15 protein-coding genes are annotated in these 17166 nt (G+C 44.5%); 12 read left to right on the top strand and 3 right to left on the bottom strand.

Annotation, left to right across the window (positions count from 1 at the left end; translation table 11 throughout):
* The first annotated feature begins 75 nt into the window (after nucleotides 1-75).
* Genes FD974_RS05195 through ppc form a run of 10 tightly spaced genes read left to right on the top strand, consistent with a single transcriptional unit; the run spans nucleotide 76 to nucleotide 12316 of the window.
* The gene (locus FD974_RS05195; RefSeq protein ID WP_215363002.1) at nucleotides 76-1137 is read left to right on the top strand and encodes a class 1 fructose-bisphosphatase; all 1062 of its coding nucleotides are present in this window, start codon (nucleotides 76-78) and stop codon (nucleotides 1135-1137) included.
* A 21-nt stretch (nucleotides 1138-1158) separates the two neighbouring features.
* On the top strand, nucleotides 1159-2031 hold the full coding sequence (locus FD974_RS05190) for a phosphoribulokinase (RefSeq protein ID WP_215362999.1): 873 nt from the start codon (nucleotides 1159-1161) through the stop codon (nucleotides 2029-2031).
* A gap of 22 nt (nucleotides 2032-2053) precedes the next feature.
* Nucleotides 2054-4045 carry a transketolase gene (gene tkt / locus FD974_RS05185; RefSeq protein WP_215362997.1) on the top strand — a complete coding sequence of 664 codons (1992 nt, stop codon included), beginning with the start codon at nucleotides 2054-2056 and terminating at the stop codon, nucleotides 4043-4045.
* 9 nt (nucleotides 4046-4054) lie between these two features.
* The gene (locus tag FD974_RS05180) at nucleotides 4055-4714 is read left to right on the top strand and encodes an HAD-IA family hydrolase (protein WP_215362994.1); all 660 of its coding nucleotides are present in this window, start codon (nucleotides 4055-4057) and stop codon (nucleotides 4712-4714) included.
* The gene (locus FD974_RS05175; protein WP_215362991.1) at nucleotides 4711-5895 is read left to right on the top strand and encodes a phosphoglycerate kinase; all 1185 of its coding nucleotides are present in this window, start codon (nucleotides 4711-4713) and stop codon (nucleotides 5893-5895) included. Before FD974_RS05180 ends, FD974_RS05175 begins: the two co-directional genes overlap by 4 nt.
* A gap of 17 nt (nucleotides 5896-5912) precedes the next feature.
* On the top strand, nucleotides 5913-6977 hold the full coding sequence (fba, locus tag FD974_RS05170) for a class II fructose-bisphosphate aldolase (protein ID WP_215362989.1): 1065 nt from the start codon (nucleotides 5913-5915) through the stop codon (nucleotides 6975-6977).
* 20 nt (nucleotides 6978-6997) lie between these two features.
* Nucleotides 6998-7711, top strand: coding sequence for an HAD-IA family hydrolase (locus tag FD974_RS05165; protein ID WP_215362987.1), 714 nt, complete (start codon nucleotides 6998-7000; stop codon nucleotides 7709-7711).
* Nucleotides 7712-7738: 27 nt separating this feature from the next.
* On the top strand, nucleotides 7739-8749 hold the full coding sequence (gene gap, locus FD974_RS05160; RefSeq protein WP_215362985.1) for a type I glyceraldehyde-3-phosphate dehydrogenase: 1011 nt from the start codon (nucleotides 7739-7741) through the stop codon (nucleotides 8747-8749).
* Between the two features lie 27 nt (nucleotides 8750-8776).
* Complete coding sequence (gene rpe / locus FD974_RS05155) at nucleotides 8777-9472, top strand: ribulose-phosphate 3-epimerase (protein WP_215362983.1); 696 nt, start codon at nucleotides 8777-8779, stop codon at nucleotides 9470-9472.
* Nucleotides 9473-9520: 48 nt separating this feature from the next.
* Nucleotides 9521-12316, top strand: coding sequence for a phosphoenolpyruvate carboxylase (gene ppc / locus FD974_RS05150; protein ID WP_215362981.1), 2796 nt, complete (start codon nucleotides 9521-9523; stop codon nucleotides 12314-12316).
* 74 nt (nucleotides 12317-12390) lie between these two features.
* On the opposite strand, the gene FD974_RS05145 is transcribed toward ppc, so the two are convergent.
* Entirely contained in the window at nucleotides 12391-12936 is a 546-nt protein-coding gene (locus FD974_RS05145) for a phasin family protein (RefSeq protein ID WP_215362979.1), read from the bottom strand.
* A gap of 211 nt (nucleotides 12937-13147) precedes the next feature.
* Here FD974_RS05145 and FD974_RS05140 point away from each other — a divergent pair, with 211 nt between their 5' ends.
* Entirely contained in the window at nucleotides 13148-14035 is an 888-nt protein-coding gene (locus tag FD974_RS05140) for a DMT family transporter (RefSeq protein ID WP_215362977.1), read from the top strand.
* A 110-nt stretch (nucleotides 14036-14145) separates the two neighbouring features.
* Complete coding sequence (locus FD974_RS05135; protein ID WP_215362975.1) at nucleotides 14146-15183, top strand: serine hydrolase; 1038 nt, start codon at nucleotides 14146-14148, stop codon at nucleotides 15181-15183.
* A gap of 21 nt (nucleotides 15184-15204) precedes the next feature.
* Here FD974_RS05135 and FD974_RS05130 read toward each other — a convergent pair whose 3' ends face one another.
* The gene (locus FD974_RS05130; RefSeq protein ID WP_215362973.1) at nucleotides 15205-16023 is read right to left on the bottom strand and encodes an IclR family transcriptional regulator; all 819 of its coding nucleotides are present in this window, start codon (nucleotides 16021-16023) and stop codon (nucleotides 15205-15207) included.
* A gap of 102 nt (nucleotides 16024-16125) precedes the next feature.
* Entirely contained in the window at nucleotides 16126-17160 is a 1035-nt protein-coding gene (locus tag FD974_RS05125) for a quinone-dependent dihydroorotate dehydrogenase (protein ID WP_215362971.1), read from the bottom strand.
* Between the last annotated feature and the right edge of the window lie 6 nt (nucleotides 17161-17166).

Here is a 17166-nt window from a genome sequence, read left to right as displayed (position 1 = left end):
ATATTAGTGATTGGATTTTATGGTTTTCTATCACTACATTGATTTCATGACCACGTTATTGCAAGGGGAATTGGCATGCATTTAGGCCGGACTACATTATCAAAATTCTTAATCCAACAGCTCCAAGCTGAGGGGAAAAGCGATCTCGCAGCTTTGCTCGTAGATGTCGCAGCTGCCGTAAAAGCGATTTCCTCTATGACAGCAAAGGGTGGTCTCGCAGATATTTTGGGTAGTTTAGAGACGGAGAATATTCAGGGTGAAACTCAGAAGAAGCTCGATGTTCTCTCCGATCAAGCCTTTATTAATACTTTTCAACTGGGTGGCTTAGTTGCCGGTCTAGCATCAGAAGAAAACGATGAACCTATCCCCGTAACAGACCCTCAAAATCGTGGACCATTTCTAGCGGTCTTTGATCCCTTAGATGGTTCATCCAATATTGATGTGAATGTTTCAGTGGGATCTATCTTCTCCATTCTCGAGGCGCCAAAAGGTAGAGAGCCAGAGATGGGCGACTATCTTCAGCCTGGTACAAAACAATTGGCTGCAGGTTATGCAATTTATGGCCCTTCAACAATGTTGGTCATTACGGTAGGCAAGGGGACGCATGGCTTCACACTAGATCGTGAGGTTGGCAATTTTGTCTTGACCCATCCAGATATTCAAATTCCCGCAGATACCAGTGAATTTGCGATTAACACTAGTAATGAGCGTTTTTGGGAGCCGCCCATTCATCGCTATGTCATGGAATGTAAGGCTGGAAAAACGGATATTCGTGGTCGTGACTTCAATATGCGCTGGATCGCTAGTATGGTTGCGGACGTTCATCGCATCCTCATGCGTGGTGGTGTCTTCATGTACCCAAAAGATACAAAAGATGCAAGCCGTCCGGGCCGTCTGCGCTTGATGTATGAAGCCAATCCTATGAGTTTTGTGATTGAGCAGGCTGGCGGCTTGGGGTCAACCGGAAGAGCACGGATTATGGATGTGCAGCCAGAGAATATTCATCAACGTATTCCTGTAGTGGTGGGATCACGTAATGAAGTAGAGCGTATCGAGAAATATCACCGTGAATACGATAGTGGTGCTGATAGCCAATATTCATCACCCTTATTTAGCGATCGTTCCTTATACCGTTAATTTTTCCTAAAGGATTTAAGTATGTCTATTAAATTTCCAATTGTTGCAGTGACAGGCTCATCTGGTGCTGGTACGACAACGGTGATGAAAAGTTTCCAACACATCTTTAGGCGTGACGGTATTAAAGCCCAAGTCTTAGAGGGTGATTCGATGCATCGCTACGATCGTATGTCGATGCGCGAGCAAATGAAAAAGGAAATTGCTAGCGGAAATAATCACTTTAGCCATTTTGGTCCAGAGGCTAATTTATTGGCCGAACTGGAGGGTATCTTCAAGACGTTTGGCGAGACTGGATTGGGAAAGTACCGCAAATATATTCATGATGCGGCAGAGGGTGCTGAATTTAAGCAAGAGCCTGGAACTTTTACTCCTTGGCAAGAAATGGAGCCAGGAGCGGATCTTTTATTTTATGAGGGATTGCATGGTGCCTATGTTGGCAATGAAGCTAACGTTGCTAAGCATGTTGATTTATTGGTTGGAGTAGTTCCTATTATCAATTTGGAATGGATTCAGAAACTGCATCGCGATCAAAATATGCGCGGATACTCTCAAGATGCGGTGGTCGATACGATTTTGCGTCGGATGCCGGATTACATGAAGTACATCTGCCCCCAATTTTCAAAAACGCATGTTAATTTTCAACGCGTACCAACTGTGGATACATCTAATCCTTTCATTGCAAAAGATATTCCTAGCGCAGATGAAAGCATGGTGGTTATCCGCTTTGCAAACCCCAAGGGAATTGACTTTCCATACTTGATCTCCATGTTAGGGGGATCCATGATGACAAGACCAAACACGCTGGTGATTCCTGGCGGCAAGATGGGACTTGCAATGCAATTGATTTTCACGCCGATGATTCTGCGTTTAATGGATTTAAAGCGTCGGGCATAACCTCATTACTTAGAAAGTCTTTATGACCTCAATTACTCAAGATAGAAGATTAGCCAATGCAATCCGTTTTTTATCTATTGATGCAGTAGAAAAATCTAAATCTGGCCATCCTGGTGCACCCATGGGAATGGCTGATATTGCTGAAGTTTTATGGCGTAAACATCTGAAGCACAATCCTGCAGATCCACGCTGGCCCAATCGCGATCGTTTCGTTCTCTCTAATGGTCATGGCTCGATGTTGCTTTATTCTTTGCTTCATCTCACGGGTTACGCTGTCACCATTGAGGATATTAAGAAGTTTCGCCAACTTCATTCCATCACTGCTGGACATCCTGAAGTAGATATCACCCCTGGAGTAGAAACGACAACTGGTCCTCTAGGTCAAGGCATAGCAAATGCAATTGGTATGGCGCTAGCTGAAAAAATACTTGCAAAACGCTTTAATCGGCCAAATCATGAAGTCATCAATCATCGCACTTATGCGTTTATGGGAGATGGTTGTCTCATGGAAGGCATCAGTCATGAAGCTTGTTCACTAGCTGGTGTTTGGGGTCTCAATAAACTCATTTGTTTCTATGATGACAATGGGATTTCAATTGATGGTCATGTAGAGGGCTGGTTTAAAGACGATACTGCTATGAGATTTAAGTCTTATGGTTGGAATGTCATTGGCCCAATTGATGGCCATGATGCCAGTCAGATTCAAGACGCAATTACTTTGGCTAAACAACAGACAGCTAAACCGAATCTCATTATCTGCAAAACCACGATTGGTTGGGGCTCTCCAAATATGGCTGGTACCCATGATGTGCATGGGGCGCCATTGGGTGAGAAAGAAGCGGCTGCAACCAGAGAAAAATTGCATTGGCCATATGCTCCTTTTGAGATTCCGGCAGACATTCAATCGGCTTGGAGTGCTATTGAAGCGGGTCAAAGTGCCCAATCAGAATGGAATCGTCAATTTAGTAGCTATGCAAGCGCATTTCCAGATTTGGCTGCGGAATTTATGCGAGTTATGCGCGAGGAGTTGCCAAGTAATTGGGCTCAAACCAAATCTAGTCTTTTAGACTTCGCTAAATCGATTTCAGCTCCAACAGCAAGTCGCAAATCTTCACAGCAAGCGCTTGATATTTTAGTTGCTGGCATCCCAGAGCTTTTAGGTGGATCAGCAGATTTAACAGGCTCTAATTTAACTGCTGGAAAAACCAGTAAAGCCTGGCACACACATCAGGATGAAGATATTAACTACCTTTCCTATGGTGTGCGCGAGTTTGGTATGAGTGCCATCATGAACGGTATTGCTTTACATCGTGGCTTAATTCCTTATGGCGGTACTTTTGCCGTATTCTCAGATTACGCACGCAACGGAATGCGCATGAGTGCGTTGATGAAGCAAAGAGTCATCTATGTATTAACGCATGATTCTATTGGCTTGGGGGAGGATGGACCGACCCATCAACCGATTGAGCATGCATCCAGTCTTCGTTTAATTCCAGGCTTACATTTGTGGCGCCCATGTGATGGCTTTGAAACAGCCGTGGCATGGATCGAATCTATTGAGAGGAAAGATGGCCCGGCAGCGCTATTCTTATCCCGTCAAAATCTGCCACAGTATTCAGGTGAAAGAGTGCAGGCACACGATATTTTGAGGGGTGGATATATTCTTTCTGACTGCGCAGCTAGCCCAGAGGCCGTATTTATTGCTACGGGATCTGAAGTTAGCTTGGCCATGCAAGCCCAAGAAAAATTGCACGCGCTTGGTCGACATGTACGCATTGTATCGATGCCTTGCACAGCATTATTTGATGAGCAGGATGCCCAGTGGAAAGAAAAGGTATTGCCTAAAGGAATTAAGCGCATTGCCATTGAGGCAGGTCATCCGGATTTTTGGCGTAAATACGTTGGCTTAGAAGGTGAAGTTGTCGGTATCAATCGCTTTGGTGAGTCAGCCCCGGCACCGGCTGTATATGAGCTATTGGGCTTAACGGTTGATCGATTAGTTGCAAGCGTATAGGGGGTAATCATGGCTTTAGTAATGTACGATCTTGACGGCACGCTCTTAGATACTGCCACTGAAATTACCCAAGCAGTAAATCTCACCCTAGAGGATTTTTCTTGCCGTCATGTTGATGAGGCGGATGTTCGTCGTTGGATTGGTCATGGTACTGGCTGGCTAATGGAGCAGGCTTGGGCAGCTAATGCAGGAGATAAATCAGTGCCGTGGACTGAGGTCATGCATCGCTTCATGATTCATTATGGCAATACCGCAGGAACTTGTAGCCAGTTTTTTCCTAAAGTTATCGAAACTTTGGAGCAGGTGCAGTCCATTGGGGTTAAGCAAGCCATTATTACCAATAAAGAAACTAAATTTACCGAGCGCATCTTGCAGAAATACGATCTCAATCAATACTTTGATATGGTGATTTGTGGTGATACTTTGCCATTTAAAAAGCCTCACCCTGGTGTGATTGAGCACTGTATTCATACCCTGAATTCATCTCCAGGGCATAGTCTCTTTGTTGGTGATTCTGAAATTGATGTTGCTACCGCAAAAGCAGCTGGAATTGTGTGCTGGGCTGTACCTTATGGTTATAACCATGGGCGTCCAATCTCAATGTCTGATCCTGATCGTCTGGTAGAAGATATTTCTGATGTGCCTAATTACTTTCGGGGAATTCAATGAAATTCTTACGAATGACAGACATTGATTTAAAAGGTAAACGGGTTTTTATCCGCGCCGATCTGAATGTGCCACAAAACGATGTTGGCGTCATTATGGACGACACCCGTATCAGAGCATCGATCCCGGCAATTCAACATGCTTTATCTGAAGGTGCAGCAGTGATGGTGACTTCTCATCTGGGTAGACCGGTTGAGGGTGAGCTAAACCCAGAAGAAACGCTAGGCCCTATTGCATTGCGAATTGCAGATCTGTTAGGGCGTAAGGTTTCTCTTATTACAAACTGGGTCGAGAATGGCGTAAAAGTGAATCCTGGTGAGGTGGTACTGCTAGAGAACTGTCGTATTAATGTAGGTGAGAAAAAAAATGATGATGCGCTGGCAAAGAAAATGGCGTCATTATGCGATGTCTATGTAAATGATGCTTTTGGTACGGCGCACCGCGCTGAAGCAACAACCTATGGGATAGCACAATACGCTCCGATTGCTTGCGCCGGACCATTAATGGCAGCAGAACTAGATGCCTTAGGCTTAGCTTTTCAAAATCCGCAGCGACCATTGGTTGCGATTGTTGCAGGCTCAAAAGTTTCTACAAAGTTAACAATCCTAAAATCCCTTGCTGAAAAAGTAGATCAACTGATTGTGGGTGGTGGTATTGCAAACACTTTTATGCTTGCAATGGGTCTGCCAATTGGAAAGTCTTTGGCAGAACCTAATCTCGTTGATGAAGCAAAAGAAATCATGGCCATCATGGCTAAGCGAGGCGCTGAGGTTCCCATTCCAAATGATGTGATTGTTGCCAACGAATTTTCATCTCAAGCACGAGCAAACAAAGTCATGGCCGAAGAAGTTCAGTCAGATGACATGATTTTGGATATTGGGCCGCGAACAGCAGCTAAGCTTGCCATGATTATTTCTAATGCTGGAACGATCGTCTGGAATGGGCCTGTTGGCGTATTTGAGATTGAACAATTTGGCGGTGGAACCAAAATGCTGGCTGCCGCAATTGCCCATTCACCTGCATTTACGATTGGCGGGGGTGGAGATACGCTAGCTGCAATCAGCAAGTACCAGATTGCCAATCAAATTGATTACATATCAACCGGGGGAGGTGCCTTTCTAGAGTTCTTGGAAGGAAAAACCTTACCTGCGGTCGATATTTTAGTTAAAAGAGCAACCCAATAAATTACAGAGGTGTAAATATGGCATTAATTTCTTTAAGACAATTACTTGATCATGCGGCTGAACATCAATATGGAATTGCTGCATTCAATGTTAATAATATGGAGCAAATCCATGCCATCATGCAGGCGGCAGATGAGCTAGATAGCCCGGTTATTTTGCAGGCTTCAGCAGGCGCCAGAAAATATGCTGGGGAGGCATTTCTGCGCCTGATGGTGCAAGCTGCTGCTGAACAGTATCCTCATATCCCGGTGTGTTTGCATCAGGATCACGGATCATCTCCAGATGTATGCCAAATGTCTATTCGAAGCGGATTTTCGAGCGTCATGATGGACGGATCCTTAATGGCTGATGCTAAAACACCAGCTACCTATGACTATAACGTCGGTGTCACACGTCGAGTCGTAGAGATGGCGCATGCAGTAGGTGTTTCTGTCGAAGGAGAGTTGGGTTGTTTAGGCTCTCTAGAAACTGGAACTGCCGGTGAAGAAGACGGCGTTGGTGCTGAAGGCGTTTTGGATCACTCTCAATTATTAACAGATCCCGATGAGGCAGCCCGCTTTGTTCAAGAGACACAAGTGGACGCTCTAGCAATTGCCATTGGTACAAGCCATGGCGCGTACAAATTTAGTCGCCCTCCGACTGGCGATATTTTGGCAATTGATCGGATTAAGGCAATTCATCAACGCATCCCCAATACGCATCTAGTGATGCATGGTTCATCGAGTGTTCCCCAAGAATGGCTTGCCATTATTCGACAGTATGGTGGAGCAATTAAAGAAACTTATGGTGTTCCAGTTGAAGAAATAGTCCAGGGAATTAAAAATGGAGTGCGAAAAGTTAACATTGATACTGATATCCGCTTGGCGATGACAGGCGCAATGCGTAAATTAATGGCAGAAAAACCTGAAGAATTTGATCCGCGAGCTTTTTTCAAAGTGGCAACTGCAGCAGCAAAAGATATCTGCCGTGACCGTTTTATTGCCTTTGGTAGTGCTGGTCAAGCTTCGAAGATCAAAACAATTTCTTTGGACAACATGGCAGTTCAATATGCAAAAGGAGAGTTAGCTGCAATTGTGAACTAAGCAATTGTGACTAAAGCTAAATGATGCAAATTGACCTTAGTCCTTATGAATACATTTTATTTGATGTCGATGGCACCATGGCTGAGACAGAGGGCTTAGGGCATTTACCCGCTTTTAACGCTGCGTTTAAACAGTTTTCCATTCCTTGGCATTGGGATAGTCAAACCTATAAGGAGTTACTAAAAACAACCGGTGGGTTTGAGCGCCTCAAAGACTATCGACATACCATTGAGCAGGCCGGCAATAATGGCGCTTCTTGGCTCCCAGATGACAAGCTTCTGAAGCAAGTACACCTAGCTAAAAATCAGATTTATGCACAGCTTATGCAAGAGGGGGTTGTGGTAGCAAGGACTGGTTTGGTATGGTTTATCAATGAGCTTTCCGCTCACGGAAAGCGATGGGGTGTAGTGACCACAACTAGTCAGTCCAATTGGGATAGTTTGTGGAAGCAGGTATTGGAAAGTCAAATTTCAACTGAGCCAGCAGTGGTGATCTGTGGCGAGGATGTGCAGCTTAAAAAGCCAGACCCACAGGCATATCTACTAGCAATGAAAAAATTAGGGGCTGATCCAGGTTCCTGTATGGCTGTAGAGGATTCGGGCAATGGCCTACTGGCAGCTTGGAATGCAGGCATTGACGTACTTGTCGTACGAAGCCAATTTTTTTCTGATGGCGACTTTTCCCTTGCCAAAGTCATTGCTGATGACTTTTCTCAGTTGAGCCCTAGTTACTAATTTTAGTGTTGAAAGGTAAGAATACATATGACAATTAAAGTGGCAATCAATGGATATGGACGAATTGGGCGCATGATGTTGCGGGCAATTTATGAAGAGAAATTTAATGACATTAAAGTCGTAGCAATTAATGGTTTGGGTGGAATTGATATGAATGCCCATTTAACCCAATACGATTCTGCCCACGGTCGTTTTCCAGGCACCGTTGAGGTTGATGGTGATCACATGATCATCAACGGCGACCGGATCAAAATATTTTCTACACGCAACCCTCAAGAGACTCCTTGGGGTGAATATGATGTTGACGTAGTCCTTGAATGTTCCGGCGTATTCACGTCCAAAGAAAAGGCTATGGTGCACATCGAACAAGGGGCTAAAAAGGTATTAATTTCAGCGCCTGGAGAAAAGGATGTTGATGCTACGATTGTATATGGCGTTAATCATCAATCATTAAAGCCATCAGACATTGTTGTTTCAAATGCTAGCTGTACAACGAACTGCTTAGCTCCTATTGTCAAGCCGCTATTAGACAGTATCGGTATTGAGTCTGGCTTAATGACCACTATTCATGCATATACCAATGATCAGGTATTAACGGATGTTTATCATAAGGATATGCGTCGGGCACGTTCTGCGACGATGAGCATGATTCCTACTAAAACTGGCGCTGCTAAAGCGGTTGGACTTGTTTTACCTCAATTGCAAGGTAAGTTTGATGGTTTTGCTATGCGCGTCCCCGTCATTAATGTTTCTGTTGTTGATTTAACTTTTATCCCCACTCGCAAAACAAGTGCAGATGAAGTTAATGCTTTATTGAAAGAGGCCAGTGAGGGCTCGCTCAAAGGAGTGCTTGGATATAACACTTTGCCGCTGGTATCCATTGACTTTAATCATAATCCACTACCTAGTATTTTTGATAGCACGCAGACACGAGTATCCAAAGATGGTAATTTGGTCAAAGTATTATCTTGGTATGACAATGAATGGGGCTACAGTTGTCAAATGCTTCGGGCAACGAAAGCGTTGATGTCTGTTTAATAAGAGCATCTATATGGGGAAATTTCAGTGAGCAAAGACTACATCATTGCACCATCCATTTTATCTGCTGACTTCGCAAGATTGGGCGATGAGGTTAAGAATGTTTTGGATTCAGGTGCCGATTGGATTCATTTTGATGTAATGGATAATCACTATGTTCCCAATCTCACAATTGGCCCCTTAGTTTGTGAAGCGATTCGGTCATATGCCATTAAAGATGGCAAACCAGCATGTATCGATGTCCATCTAATGGTTGAGCCTGTTGATCGGATCATTCCTGATTTTGCTAAAGCGGGCGCCAATTTGATCAGCTTTCATCCAGAGGCTAGCGCTCATATTGATCGCACCTTAGGTCTTATTAAAGACTGTGGCTGTCAAGCAGGCATCACCTTAAACCCAGCAACACCCTTGAGTTACCTCGAGTACATTCTAGATAAAGTGGACTTAATACTCCTAATGTCTGTCAACCCTGGTTTTGGTGGCCAATCTTTCATTCCTTCAACCTTGGAAAAGTTGAAGTCAGTCAGAGGTATGCTGAATGCTTATGAAGCGAATGGAGGTAAGAAAATTCGTTTGGAGGTAGACGGGGGAGTCAATGCCAGCAATATTGCGCAAATTGCCCAGGCTGGAGCAGATACTTTTGTGGCAGGCTCTGCAATTTATTCAAAACCTGACTATAAGGCAGTCATAGATTCCATGAGAGAGGCGCTAAAGGGAATATAAAGACTATATTGAGTATAGAATTTTCTCTTACTCGGAGCCTTCTCTTAAATGATTAAATTAAACACATCAGAAGTTCCCTTGGTTGAGGACATTCGGCTTTTGGGAAAGATTCTTGGCGATATCATTCGTGAACAAGAGGGTGATGTCGTTTATGGCCTAGTAGAAAAAGTTCGAAAACTCTCGGTTTCATTTCATCGAGATGCTAATCAGAAAGCGAATCATGAGTTAGCTAAACTGCTCAAAGGCTTGAGCAGTGATCATGCGATGAAAGTTTTGAGGGCTTTTACTTACTTTAGTCATTTGGCTAACTTAGCCGAGGATCGTCACTACATTAGACGTCGCTTATCTTATGAGCGCATGGGAAGTTATCAAGACGGTAGCATTTCTATGGCTTTCAAAAAACTGCATGCTGCTGGGGTCTCTAATATGGAAATCTCCAAGACTCTTCAAGGCAGTTTTATTTCTCCTGTGCTGACAGCTCACCCTACGGAAGTTCAGAGAACGAGCATATTAGAAGCCGAAAGAGATATTGCGAATTTATTAACACTGCGTGATCAAATTAAAGAATCATCACGAGCAAATCATTCTGATAAAGACATCTTGCTCGTTAAAGAACTCAAGGCTAATGAAGAGCTTATCCGCGCTCGTGTACTGCAGCTTTGGCACACCCGATTGCTACGTTTTACTAAGCTTACTGTTGCAGACGAAATTGAAAATGCCTTGTCTTACTACGAGACAACTTTCTTAAAAGAAATTCCTAAGATTTATGCGCAGTTAGAAGATTCGTTGGAGGGTAACTCCGTTGCCAGTTTTCTGAAGATGGGTCAGTGGATTGGTGGTGATCGAGATGGCAATCCAAATGTCAGTGCAAAAACCCTCGAATATGCCATTTCAAGACAAGCTGAGTTGGTATTAAGACACTATTTAACTGAAATTCATTATTTAGGTAGAGAGCTATCTGTATCCGCCTTGCTTTTGAAGTTCCCTAAGCCGATGCGTGAATTAGCTGCTGCCTCTCCTGATGCGAATGAACATCGCCAAGATGAGCCCTATCGCAGAGCGCTTACCGGAATATATTCTAGACTTGCAGCCACTCTCAAGATGCTCACTGGTACTGATGCTGCTAGACATGCGATACCCCCTCAAAACCCCTATATTTACTCTGAAGAGTTTTTATCTGACCTAAAAATTATTGAGGATTCATTGGTTTCGCAGGGTGCAAAAGCCTTAGTTGATCGTCGTTTAAGAGGGTTAATGAGGGCGGTTGAGGTATTTGGCTTTCACTTGGCGACTATTGATTTGCGGCAAAGTTCTGATATGCATGAGGCCGTTTTGGCTGAGTTACTCAATGCGTCTTTAATCGAGAATAACTATTCAAGTTTATCGGAGTTAGATAAACAAACACTCTTGTTGTCCTTATTAAGTGATCCGCGGGGTTTACGTGTTGTAGGTCATCAATATTCTGATTTTTTGCTAGCAGAGCTTGCGATTTTTGAGATGGCCAAAAAGGTGCACCATACATATGGCGAGAATTCTATTCGCCACTATATTATTAGCCACACAGAAACAGTGAGCGATCTTTTAGAAGTATTACTTCTCCAGAAAGAGGTTGGTCTACTGCATGGAACTTTAGGGAAAAAAGCTTCGACTGACTTAATCGTTGTGCCACTGTTTGAGACCATCGAGGACTTACGAAATGCAGCCCCAATTATGCAAGCCTTTTACGCTCTACCAGGCATATTGAACTTGGTAAAGCGATCTGGTGCAGAGCAGGACATTATGCTGGGCTACTCTGATTCCAATAAGGATGGCGGTATCGTTACTAGTAACTGGGAGTTGTATTGCGCCGAGCTTGCCCTAGTGAAAGTATTTGAACCCCTCGAGTTGCAGCATGGTGTAAAGCTGCGTTTATTTCATGGAAGAGGTGGCACTGTTGGACGTGGTGGGGGTCCAAGCTATGAAGCTATTTTGGCGCAACCCCCCGGTACTGTCCGAGGGCAAATTCGTCTTACGGAGCAAGGGGAGGTTATTGGATCTAAATATGCCAATCCAGAGATTGGAAGGCGGAATTTAGAAACTTTGGTTGCGGCAACCTTGGAAGCTACTTTGTTGAAACCAAGCAAGCAAGCAAGCAAAGCCTTTTTAGATGCTGCCGCAAGTATTTCACAGTCCAGTATGAGCGCCTATCGTCGTCTTGTATACGAAACCCCAGGGTTTGCAGAGTACTTTTTTGATGCGACACCAATTCGTGAAATTGCGAAGCTCAATATTGGCTCTCGCCCGGCAAGTCGTAAGGCCGGTCAAAAAATAGAGGATCTCAGGGCAATTCCCTGGGGATTTAGCTGGGGCCAATGTCGTCTGACACTGCCTGGCTGGTTTGGTTTTGGCTCTGCCGTTCAGGAATTTATACATCGTGACAATGCTTCCGAGAAAAAAGCTGCACTAGCGTTGCTAAAAAAAATGTACAAGGAGTGGCCCTTTTTTAGGACCTTGCTTTCTAATATGGATATGGCACTAGCTAAGAGTGACTTAGCGCTTGCCTCAAGATACAGTGAACTAGTCCCAGATATTCGCTTGCGCAAGAAAATCTTTCATGCCATTGAATTAGAGTGGAATAAGACCGTAGAGGCGCTTACCCTCATTACGGGGGAGAAGGTGCGCTTAGCAAATAATCCAGCCTTAGCCCGGTCTATCCGCAATCGCTTTCCTTATATTGATCCTCTGCACCACTTGCAGATTGAATTGGTGAGACGCTATCGAGCCGGTAAGCATGATGAGCGAGTACAACGCGGAATACATATTGCCATTAATGGTATCGCAGCAGGTTTGCGCAATACTGGTTAGCGTAAAAATAGGGGGTATGCCATGACATACTGTCTAAAGCTATTCCCCCTTAAGTATCTGTAGATTTAATGCGCTTACTTTCTCTTGTTCGCAGTTTTGCTTGGAGCGCTAGTAGCCTTACTTGCATTTTGTAAATTACTTTGCGTAACTTCCATTGCTTGTTTTACTGCCTTTTGGCTCGTTTCAAATACATTTGTTGCCGAAGCGATAGCTTGCTTCATCGCTGTCACTGCAGCATCTGAACCGGGAGGGGCGTTTTTAGTCCAATCCTCCACCAATGCATTCATTTTTCTCTGACCCTCCTGAAACTCTTGCTCTGCAGATTTTGTAAAGCTAGCCTGAGTTTCATGAGCAAGTTCATATAGATGGCGGCTATAAGCCATGATTTTTTCTGCCATCGGTTGGACAGCTTCGGCTTGGTGTGCCAAAAGCTGTTGAATGTCTTTTACTTCGAGAGCCTTCTTGGCGCTGGACATGCTATCGCTTAAGCTTTGCTTAGCAATCTGCATATTAAGTTCCACTAATTTTTCAATACTCTGGAGCGCTTGGCTCGTTAGTCCACTGAGGGTTTCTAAATTGGCTTTATGTGCTGCAGCGATTTGTTCTGGTGTTAAGTTCATTTATTCCCTTTCCTTTGGACTATTAATATTTTGCGCCTACTTTTACTTTTTACTGGCTATTAGGAAATTATATTTTTTTCATATTGCATCGCAATAAATTATTAGGATCAACGGAATGGATGTCGGGTTTTTGTGAAGCAAGGGCACTTACCTTAAAAAGGCCTAAAATCGAAGATTAAGCAAAAAAGCCCATATTTTCAATAAGTTATTCATGACTTTGAAGTTAGAAAACCTCATCGCTCCATTATTTGTCCTCATATGGAGTACCGGCTTTGTGATTGCCCGTATGGCTATGCCCTATGTTGAGCCAGCCACGTTCTTGTCCTGGCGTTTTGCTGGGGTCTTGATGGCCATGGCCTTTCTGAGTTTTATCTGGAAAATGACTTGGCCAAGTTGGACGCAAATTGGGCATATTGCGGTAGCAGGCTTATTGCTGCAATTTGGTTATCTCATGGGCGTCTGGTTTGCTGTCTACTTGGGCATGACCGCAGGGCTGATAGCGATCATTGTTGGCCTGCAACCCATCTTGACTGCTTGGTTTGCTGCTTGGGTGTCTGAGACCGTTAGTGCGCGGCAATGGGTAGGTCTAGGGTTTGGTTTTGCTGGGGTGGCTTTAGTCGTGGCAGAAAAAATTGGCTTTGTCCAGATTCCTTTAGCTAGCTATGCGCTAGCGTTTGCCGCCTTACTATCCATCACTTTTGGCACCCTTTATCAAAAAAAATATTGTCCGGTATTTGATTTAAGGGCAGGTTCCTCTATTCAGTTTGGGGTTTCTGCCGTTCTGTGCTTTGCCTGCATGTTCTTCTTTGAATCGGGGGTCATGGTTTGGAATGCGCCCGTAGTATTTGCCTTGTTGTGGGCAATCTTTCCGCTATCCATCGGGTCGATTAGTCTGTTATTCATGATGATCCGAAAGGGCGCCGCAACCAAAGTCACTAGTCTTTTGTATTTGACACCCCCAATGACCGCAGCCTTAGCTTGGCTGATTTTTGATGAGCCATTTACGCTATTGATGGCAGGGGGTCTTGCACTGACGATGACCGGGGTAGTCTTGGTGAATGCTCGTCAAACTAGGCCTGTAGCAACTATCGCGGAGTAAGTTGACTATTTTTAATGATTATTTTGATGATTTATGGGTAATTAGCTCTTTCTAGTGCTAAAAGTTATTTATCATTCTGTATGTTTACAGTTTTAGAAGGCAAATTAGGGATGCGCTTGAAACAATTTTGGCTATTAGCGTTTGTGGGTTTGCTCTCTTGTGGTGTCACTATCTCTGCAAATAGCCTAGCTTCTTCAAATGATGCGCAAAGTAAGAAGTCTTCCAAGAATGCATCTAAGGTGGTGGTGAAGGTGGACTCCAAGAAGGTTGCCAAGTCTTCTAAAAAACCCAAAGCAGTTCGTACTACAGTAACGCGTTCTAGTAATCCCGCCCCTAGTAGACCATCCTTTGCTACCGCTTTAGGCTTACGTGGCCAGCATGATGATCTGAGTCTTAAGTCCAGCGTAGCCATGGTTGTTAATCAAGATACCAAAGAAGTGTATTTTGAGAAGAATCCTTCAGTCAGCTTGCCAATTGCATCGATTACCAAGCTGATGACAGCGATGGTCGTATTGGACTCTAACTTGCCTCTGGATGAAACCTTAGTCATTAATACGGATGATGTCCAAAGCTATCGCAATTCCAGATTATCTGGGGGCACGACATTAACCCGAGAAGAGGCTTTACTACTGGCATTGATGTCTTCTGAAAATCGTGCAGCCTATACTTTAGGTCGCAACTATCCTGGTGGTATGCGCGCTTTTGTGGATGCTATGAATCGCAAGGCAAGGGAAATTGGCATGACCCATTCTCATTTTGCAGATCCCACTGGACTACTCAGTGAAAACGTGGCTTCTGCTGAAGACCTGACTCGATTGCTTGGCTCTGCTTATCAATATAAAGTGATTCGTGATTTTTCTACCTGGCCTGATCTGACTATGATGGTTGGTAAACGCCCGCAAAAATTTGTGAATACCAATCGCTTAGTTCGCGCTGGCGATATGAATATTGGCTTACAAAAAACCGGATTTATTAATGCAGCGGGAAGATGCTTGGTGATGCAAGCCAAGGTGAACAACACGCCACTCTTGTTAGTATTCCTTGATTCCGTTGGAACGCAATCACGCTTTGCTGATGCTGTGAGGGTTAAAGACTGGTATGAGCGCATGCCAGCAGGAGAGCCTCAGCCTATTCGTCGCCTCATGTAGGCGGATTCACGCAGTAAAGAATTACGAGTGAGGTTCTATGGTTTTGGGTTTAAAGCCCATTCCCTTGGAGATTTGCAAGGCCGTATCTTGCAAGAGCTTTAGCCAATCTGACTGAATGCGGTCGGTAGGGGAGCTTAGTGAGAGGCCGGCAACTAGCTTTCCACTGTCATCTAAGATTTCTGCGGCAACACAGCTCACACCAAGCTCTAATTCTTCGTTATCGCGCGCATGTCCCATTTTTCTAACTTGATTGAGCTCTTCATCTAACTTGCCTAATTCAGTAATACTGTTACGCGTATGACCTGCAAGACCCGTGCGGGTAACATATGCTCTGACTTGATTGGGGTCATCGCTGGCTAAGAATAGCTTTCCAACAGAAGTTAAATGGAGTGGGGCACGACCACCGATAGCACGAACAACTTGCATGCCAGAGCGCTCGCTATATGCACGATCAATGTAGACGATTTCATCGCCTTGGCGAACCGAGAGATTGATTGTTTCACCAGTCAGCTTGTGTAAAGCCCTCATAGGGGCTTGAGCAGCTTCTCGAACAGATAGCCTGGCTTTGACTAAGTTGCCCAGCTCGAGCAGTTTGAGCCCTAGGCGATAAGTGCCACCATCGCCACGCTCTACCAGCCTGCAAGCCACTAAATCATTCAAAATGCGATGGGCAGTAGAAGGGTGTAATTCTGTCTCCTCCGCTAGCAATTTGAGACTGGTTGAATCCTCATGCAATGCCAGGGCATCGAGCAAATTCATCATACGATCTACTACCTGGATAGCAGTTTTGCCTGCTTCACCAGGTACTTTTGCAACTTTTGTAGATTTACCGGTAGTCATAATGTTTATTGTAGCCAATTTTTAAGCGAAATTGCACAATATGAAATCAAAACTCTCAGGGTGATGATTTGCCTCGCAAATACCCGGGGAATGACTAATGACTTACGAGGTTTTGAGTGCGTCAGCACACTGGGAGATGAGTTTGGGTCCCCGGTAAATTAGGCCGCTATAGAGCTGAATTAAGCTAGCACCAGCAGCCATCTTTTCTTTGGCATCTTGAGCCGACATAATTCCGCCAACGCCAATGATCGGAACTTCATTAGCTAAACGCTCGTTCAGTAATTTAATGATGTGCGTTGATGCTTGTCGAACCGGTGCACCAGATAATCCGCCAGCTTCATTGCCAAAGGGGAGGTTTTGTACCGCTTCTCGCGCAATCGTGGTGTTCGTGGCAATGATGGCATCAATACCAAATTCCAATAAGAGATCGGCAATAAAACCAATATCTTGACTGTCTAAGTCAGGTGCAATTTTGAGGAACAATGGTTTACGAACACTGTAGCGATCACTCAAGCTCTTTCGAGCAAGATCAACTGAAGCTAAGAGTGAACGCAACATTTCCTCACCCTGAAGGGCGCGAAGATTTTGTGTATTGGGCGAAGAAATATTAATCGTGATGTAAGCAGCAGTCTCATAGACCGCTTCCAGCGCGGTGACATAGTCACTTGCGGCATCTTCAATAGGTGTAGTTGCATTCTTGCCAATGTTAAGGCCAACAATCCCACCGTTTTGCCAGAATTCAGATTGACGCACTCTCTTAACGCAAGCATCAACGCCATCGTTATTAAAACCCATGCGGTTGATGATGCCCTGTGCCTCTGGCAGTCTAAACATTCTGGGCTTTGGATTGCCTGCTTGTGGTTTAGGTGTCACCGTACCAATTTCTAAAAAACCAAAACCTAAACTTGCCAAAGCATCAATATGCTGCCCATCTTTATCTAAGCCAGCGGCAAGACCGACTGGATTTGGGAAGGTAATTCCACAAATGGTTCGTGGGTCAGATGCCGGTTGATCAATGAAGCAACGCAACAGCCCCCAACGTTGAGCGCGATCAAGATTGCCTAGCGTAACGCGATGAGCCTCTTCGGGGTCTAGAGAAAAAAGCCAAGGGCGTAGAAGAGGGTAGCTATCGATCATAGATAG

It is taken from the genome of Polynucleobacter sp. es-EL-1 (assembly GCF_018687975.1).
Classification (GTDB): Bacteria; Pseudomonadota; Gammaproteobacteria; order Burkholderiales; family Burkholderiaceae; genus Polynucleobacter.
This window is presented reverse-complemented; position numbering and strand designations above follow the sequence as displayed.

Coding starts and splice junctions, on each gene's coding strand:
- FD974_RS05195 (WP_215363002.1), top strand. CDS start 76: ATGCATTTAGGCCGGACTACATTATCAAAATTCTTAATCCAACAGCTC.
- FD974_RS05190 (WP_215362999.1), top strand. CDS start 1,159: ATGTCTATTAAATTTCCAATTGTTGCAGTGACAGGCTCATCTGGTGCT.
- tkt (WP_215362997.1), top strand. CDS start 2,054: ATGACCTCAATTACTCAAGATAGAAGATTAGCCAATGCAATCCGTTTT.
- FD974_RS05180 (WP_215362994.1), top strand. CDS start 4,055: ATGGCTTTAGTAATGTACGATCTTGACGGCACGCTCTTAGATACTGCC.
- FD974_RS05175 (WP_215362991.1), top strand. CDS start 4,711: ATGAAATTCTTACGAATGACAGACATTGATTTAAAAGGTAAACGGGTT.
- fba (WP_215362989.1), top strand. CDS start 5,913: ATGGCATTAATTTCTTTAAGACAATTACTTGATCATGCGGCTGAACAT.
- FD974_RS05165 (WP_215362987.1), top strand. CDS start 6,998: ATGATGCAAATTGACCTTAGTCCTTATGAATACATTTTATTTGATGTC.
- gap (WP_215362985.1), top strand. CDS start 7,739: ATGACAATTAAAGTGGCAATCAATGGATATGGACGAATTGGGCGCATG.
- ppc (WP_215362981.1), top strand. CDS start 9,521: ATGATTAAATTAAACACATCAGAAGTTCCCTTGGTTGAGGACATTCGG.
- FD974_RS05145 (WP_215362979.1), bottom strand. CDS start 12,936: ATGAACTTAACACCAGAACAAATCGCTGCAGCACATAAAGCCAATTTA.
- FD974_RS05140 (WP_215362977.1), top strand. CDS start 13,148: ATGACTTTGAAGTTAGAAAACCTCATCGCTCCATTATTTGTCCTCATA.
- FD974_RS05135 (WP_215362975.1), top strand. CDS start 14,146: ATGCGCTTGAAACAATTTTGGCTATTAGCGTTTGTGGGTTTGCTCTCT.
- FD974_RS05130 (WP_215362973.1), bottom strand. CDS start 16,023: ATGACTACCGGTAAATCTACAAAAGTTGCAAAAGTACCTGGTGAAGCA.
- FD974_RS05125 (WP_215362971.1), bottom strand. CDS start 17,160: ATGATCGATAGCTACCCTCTTCTACGCCCTTGGCTTTTTTCTCTAGAC.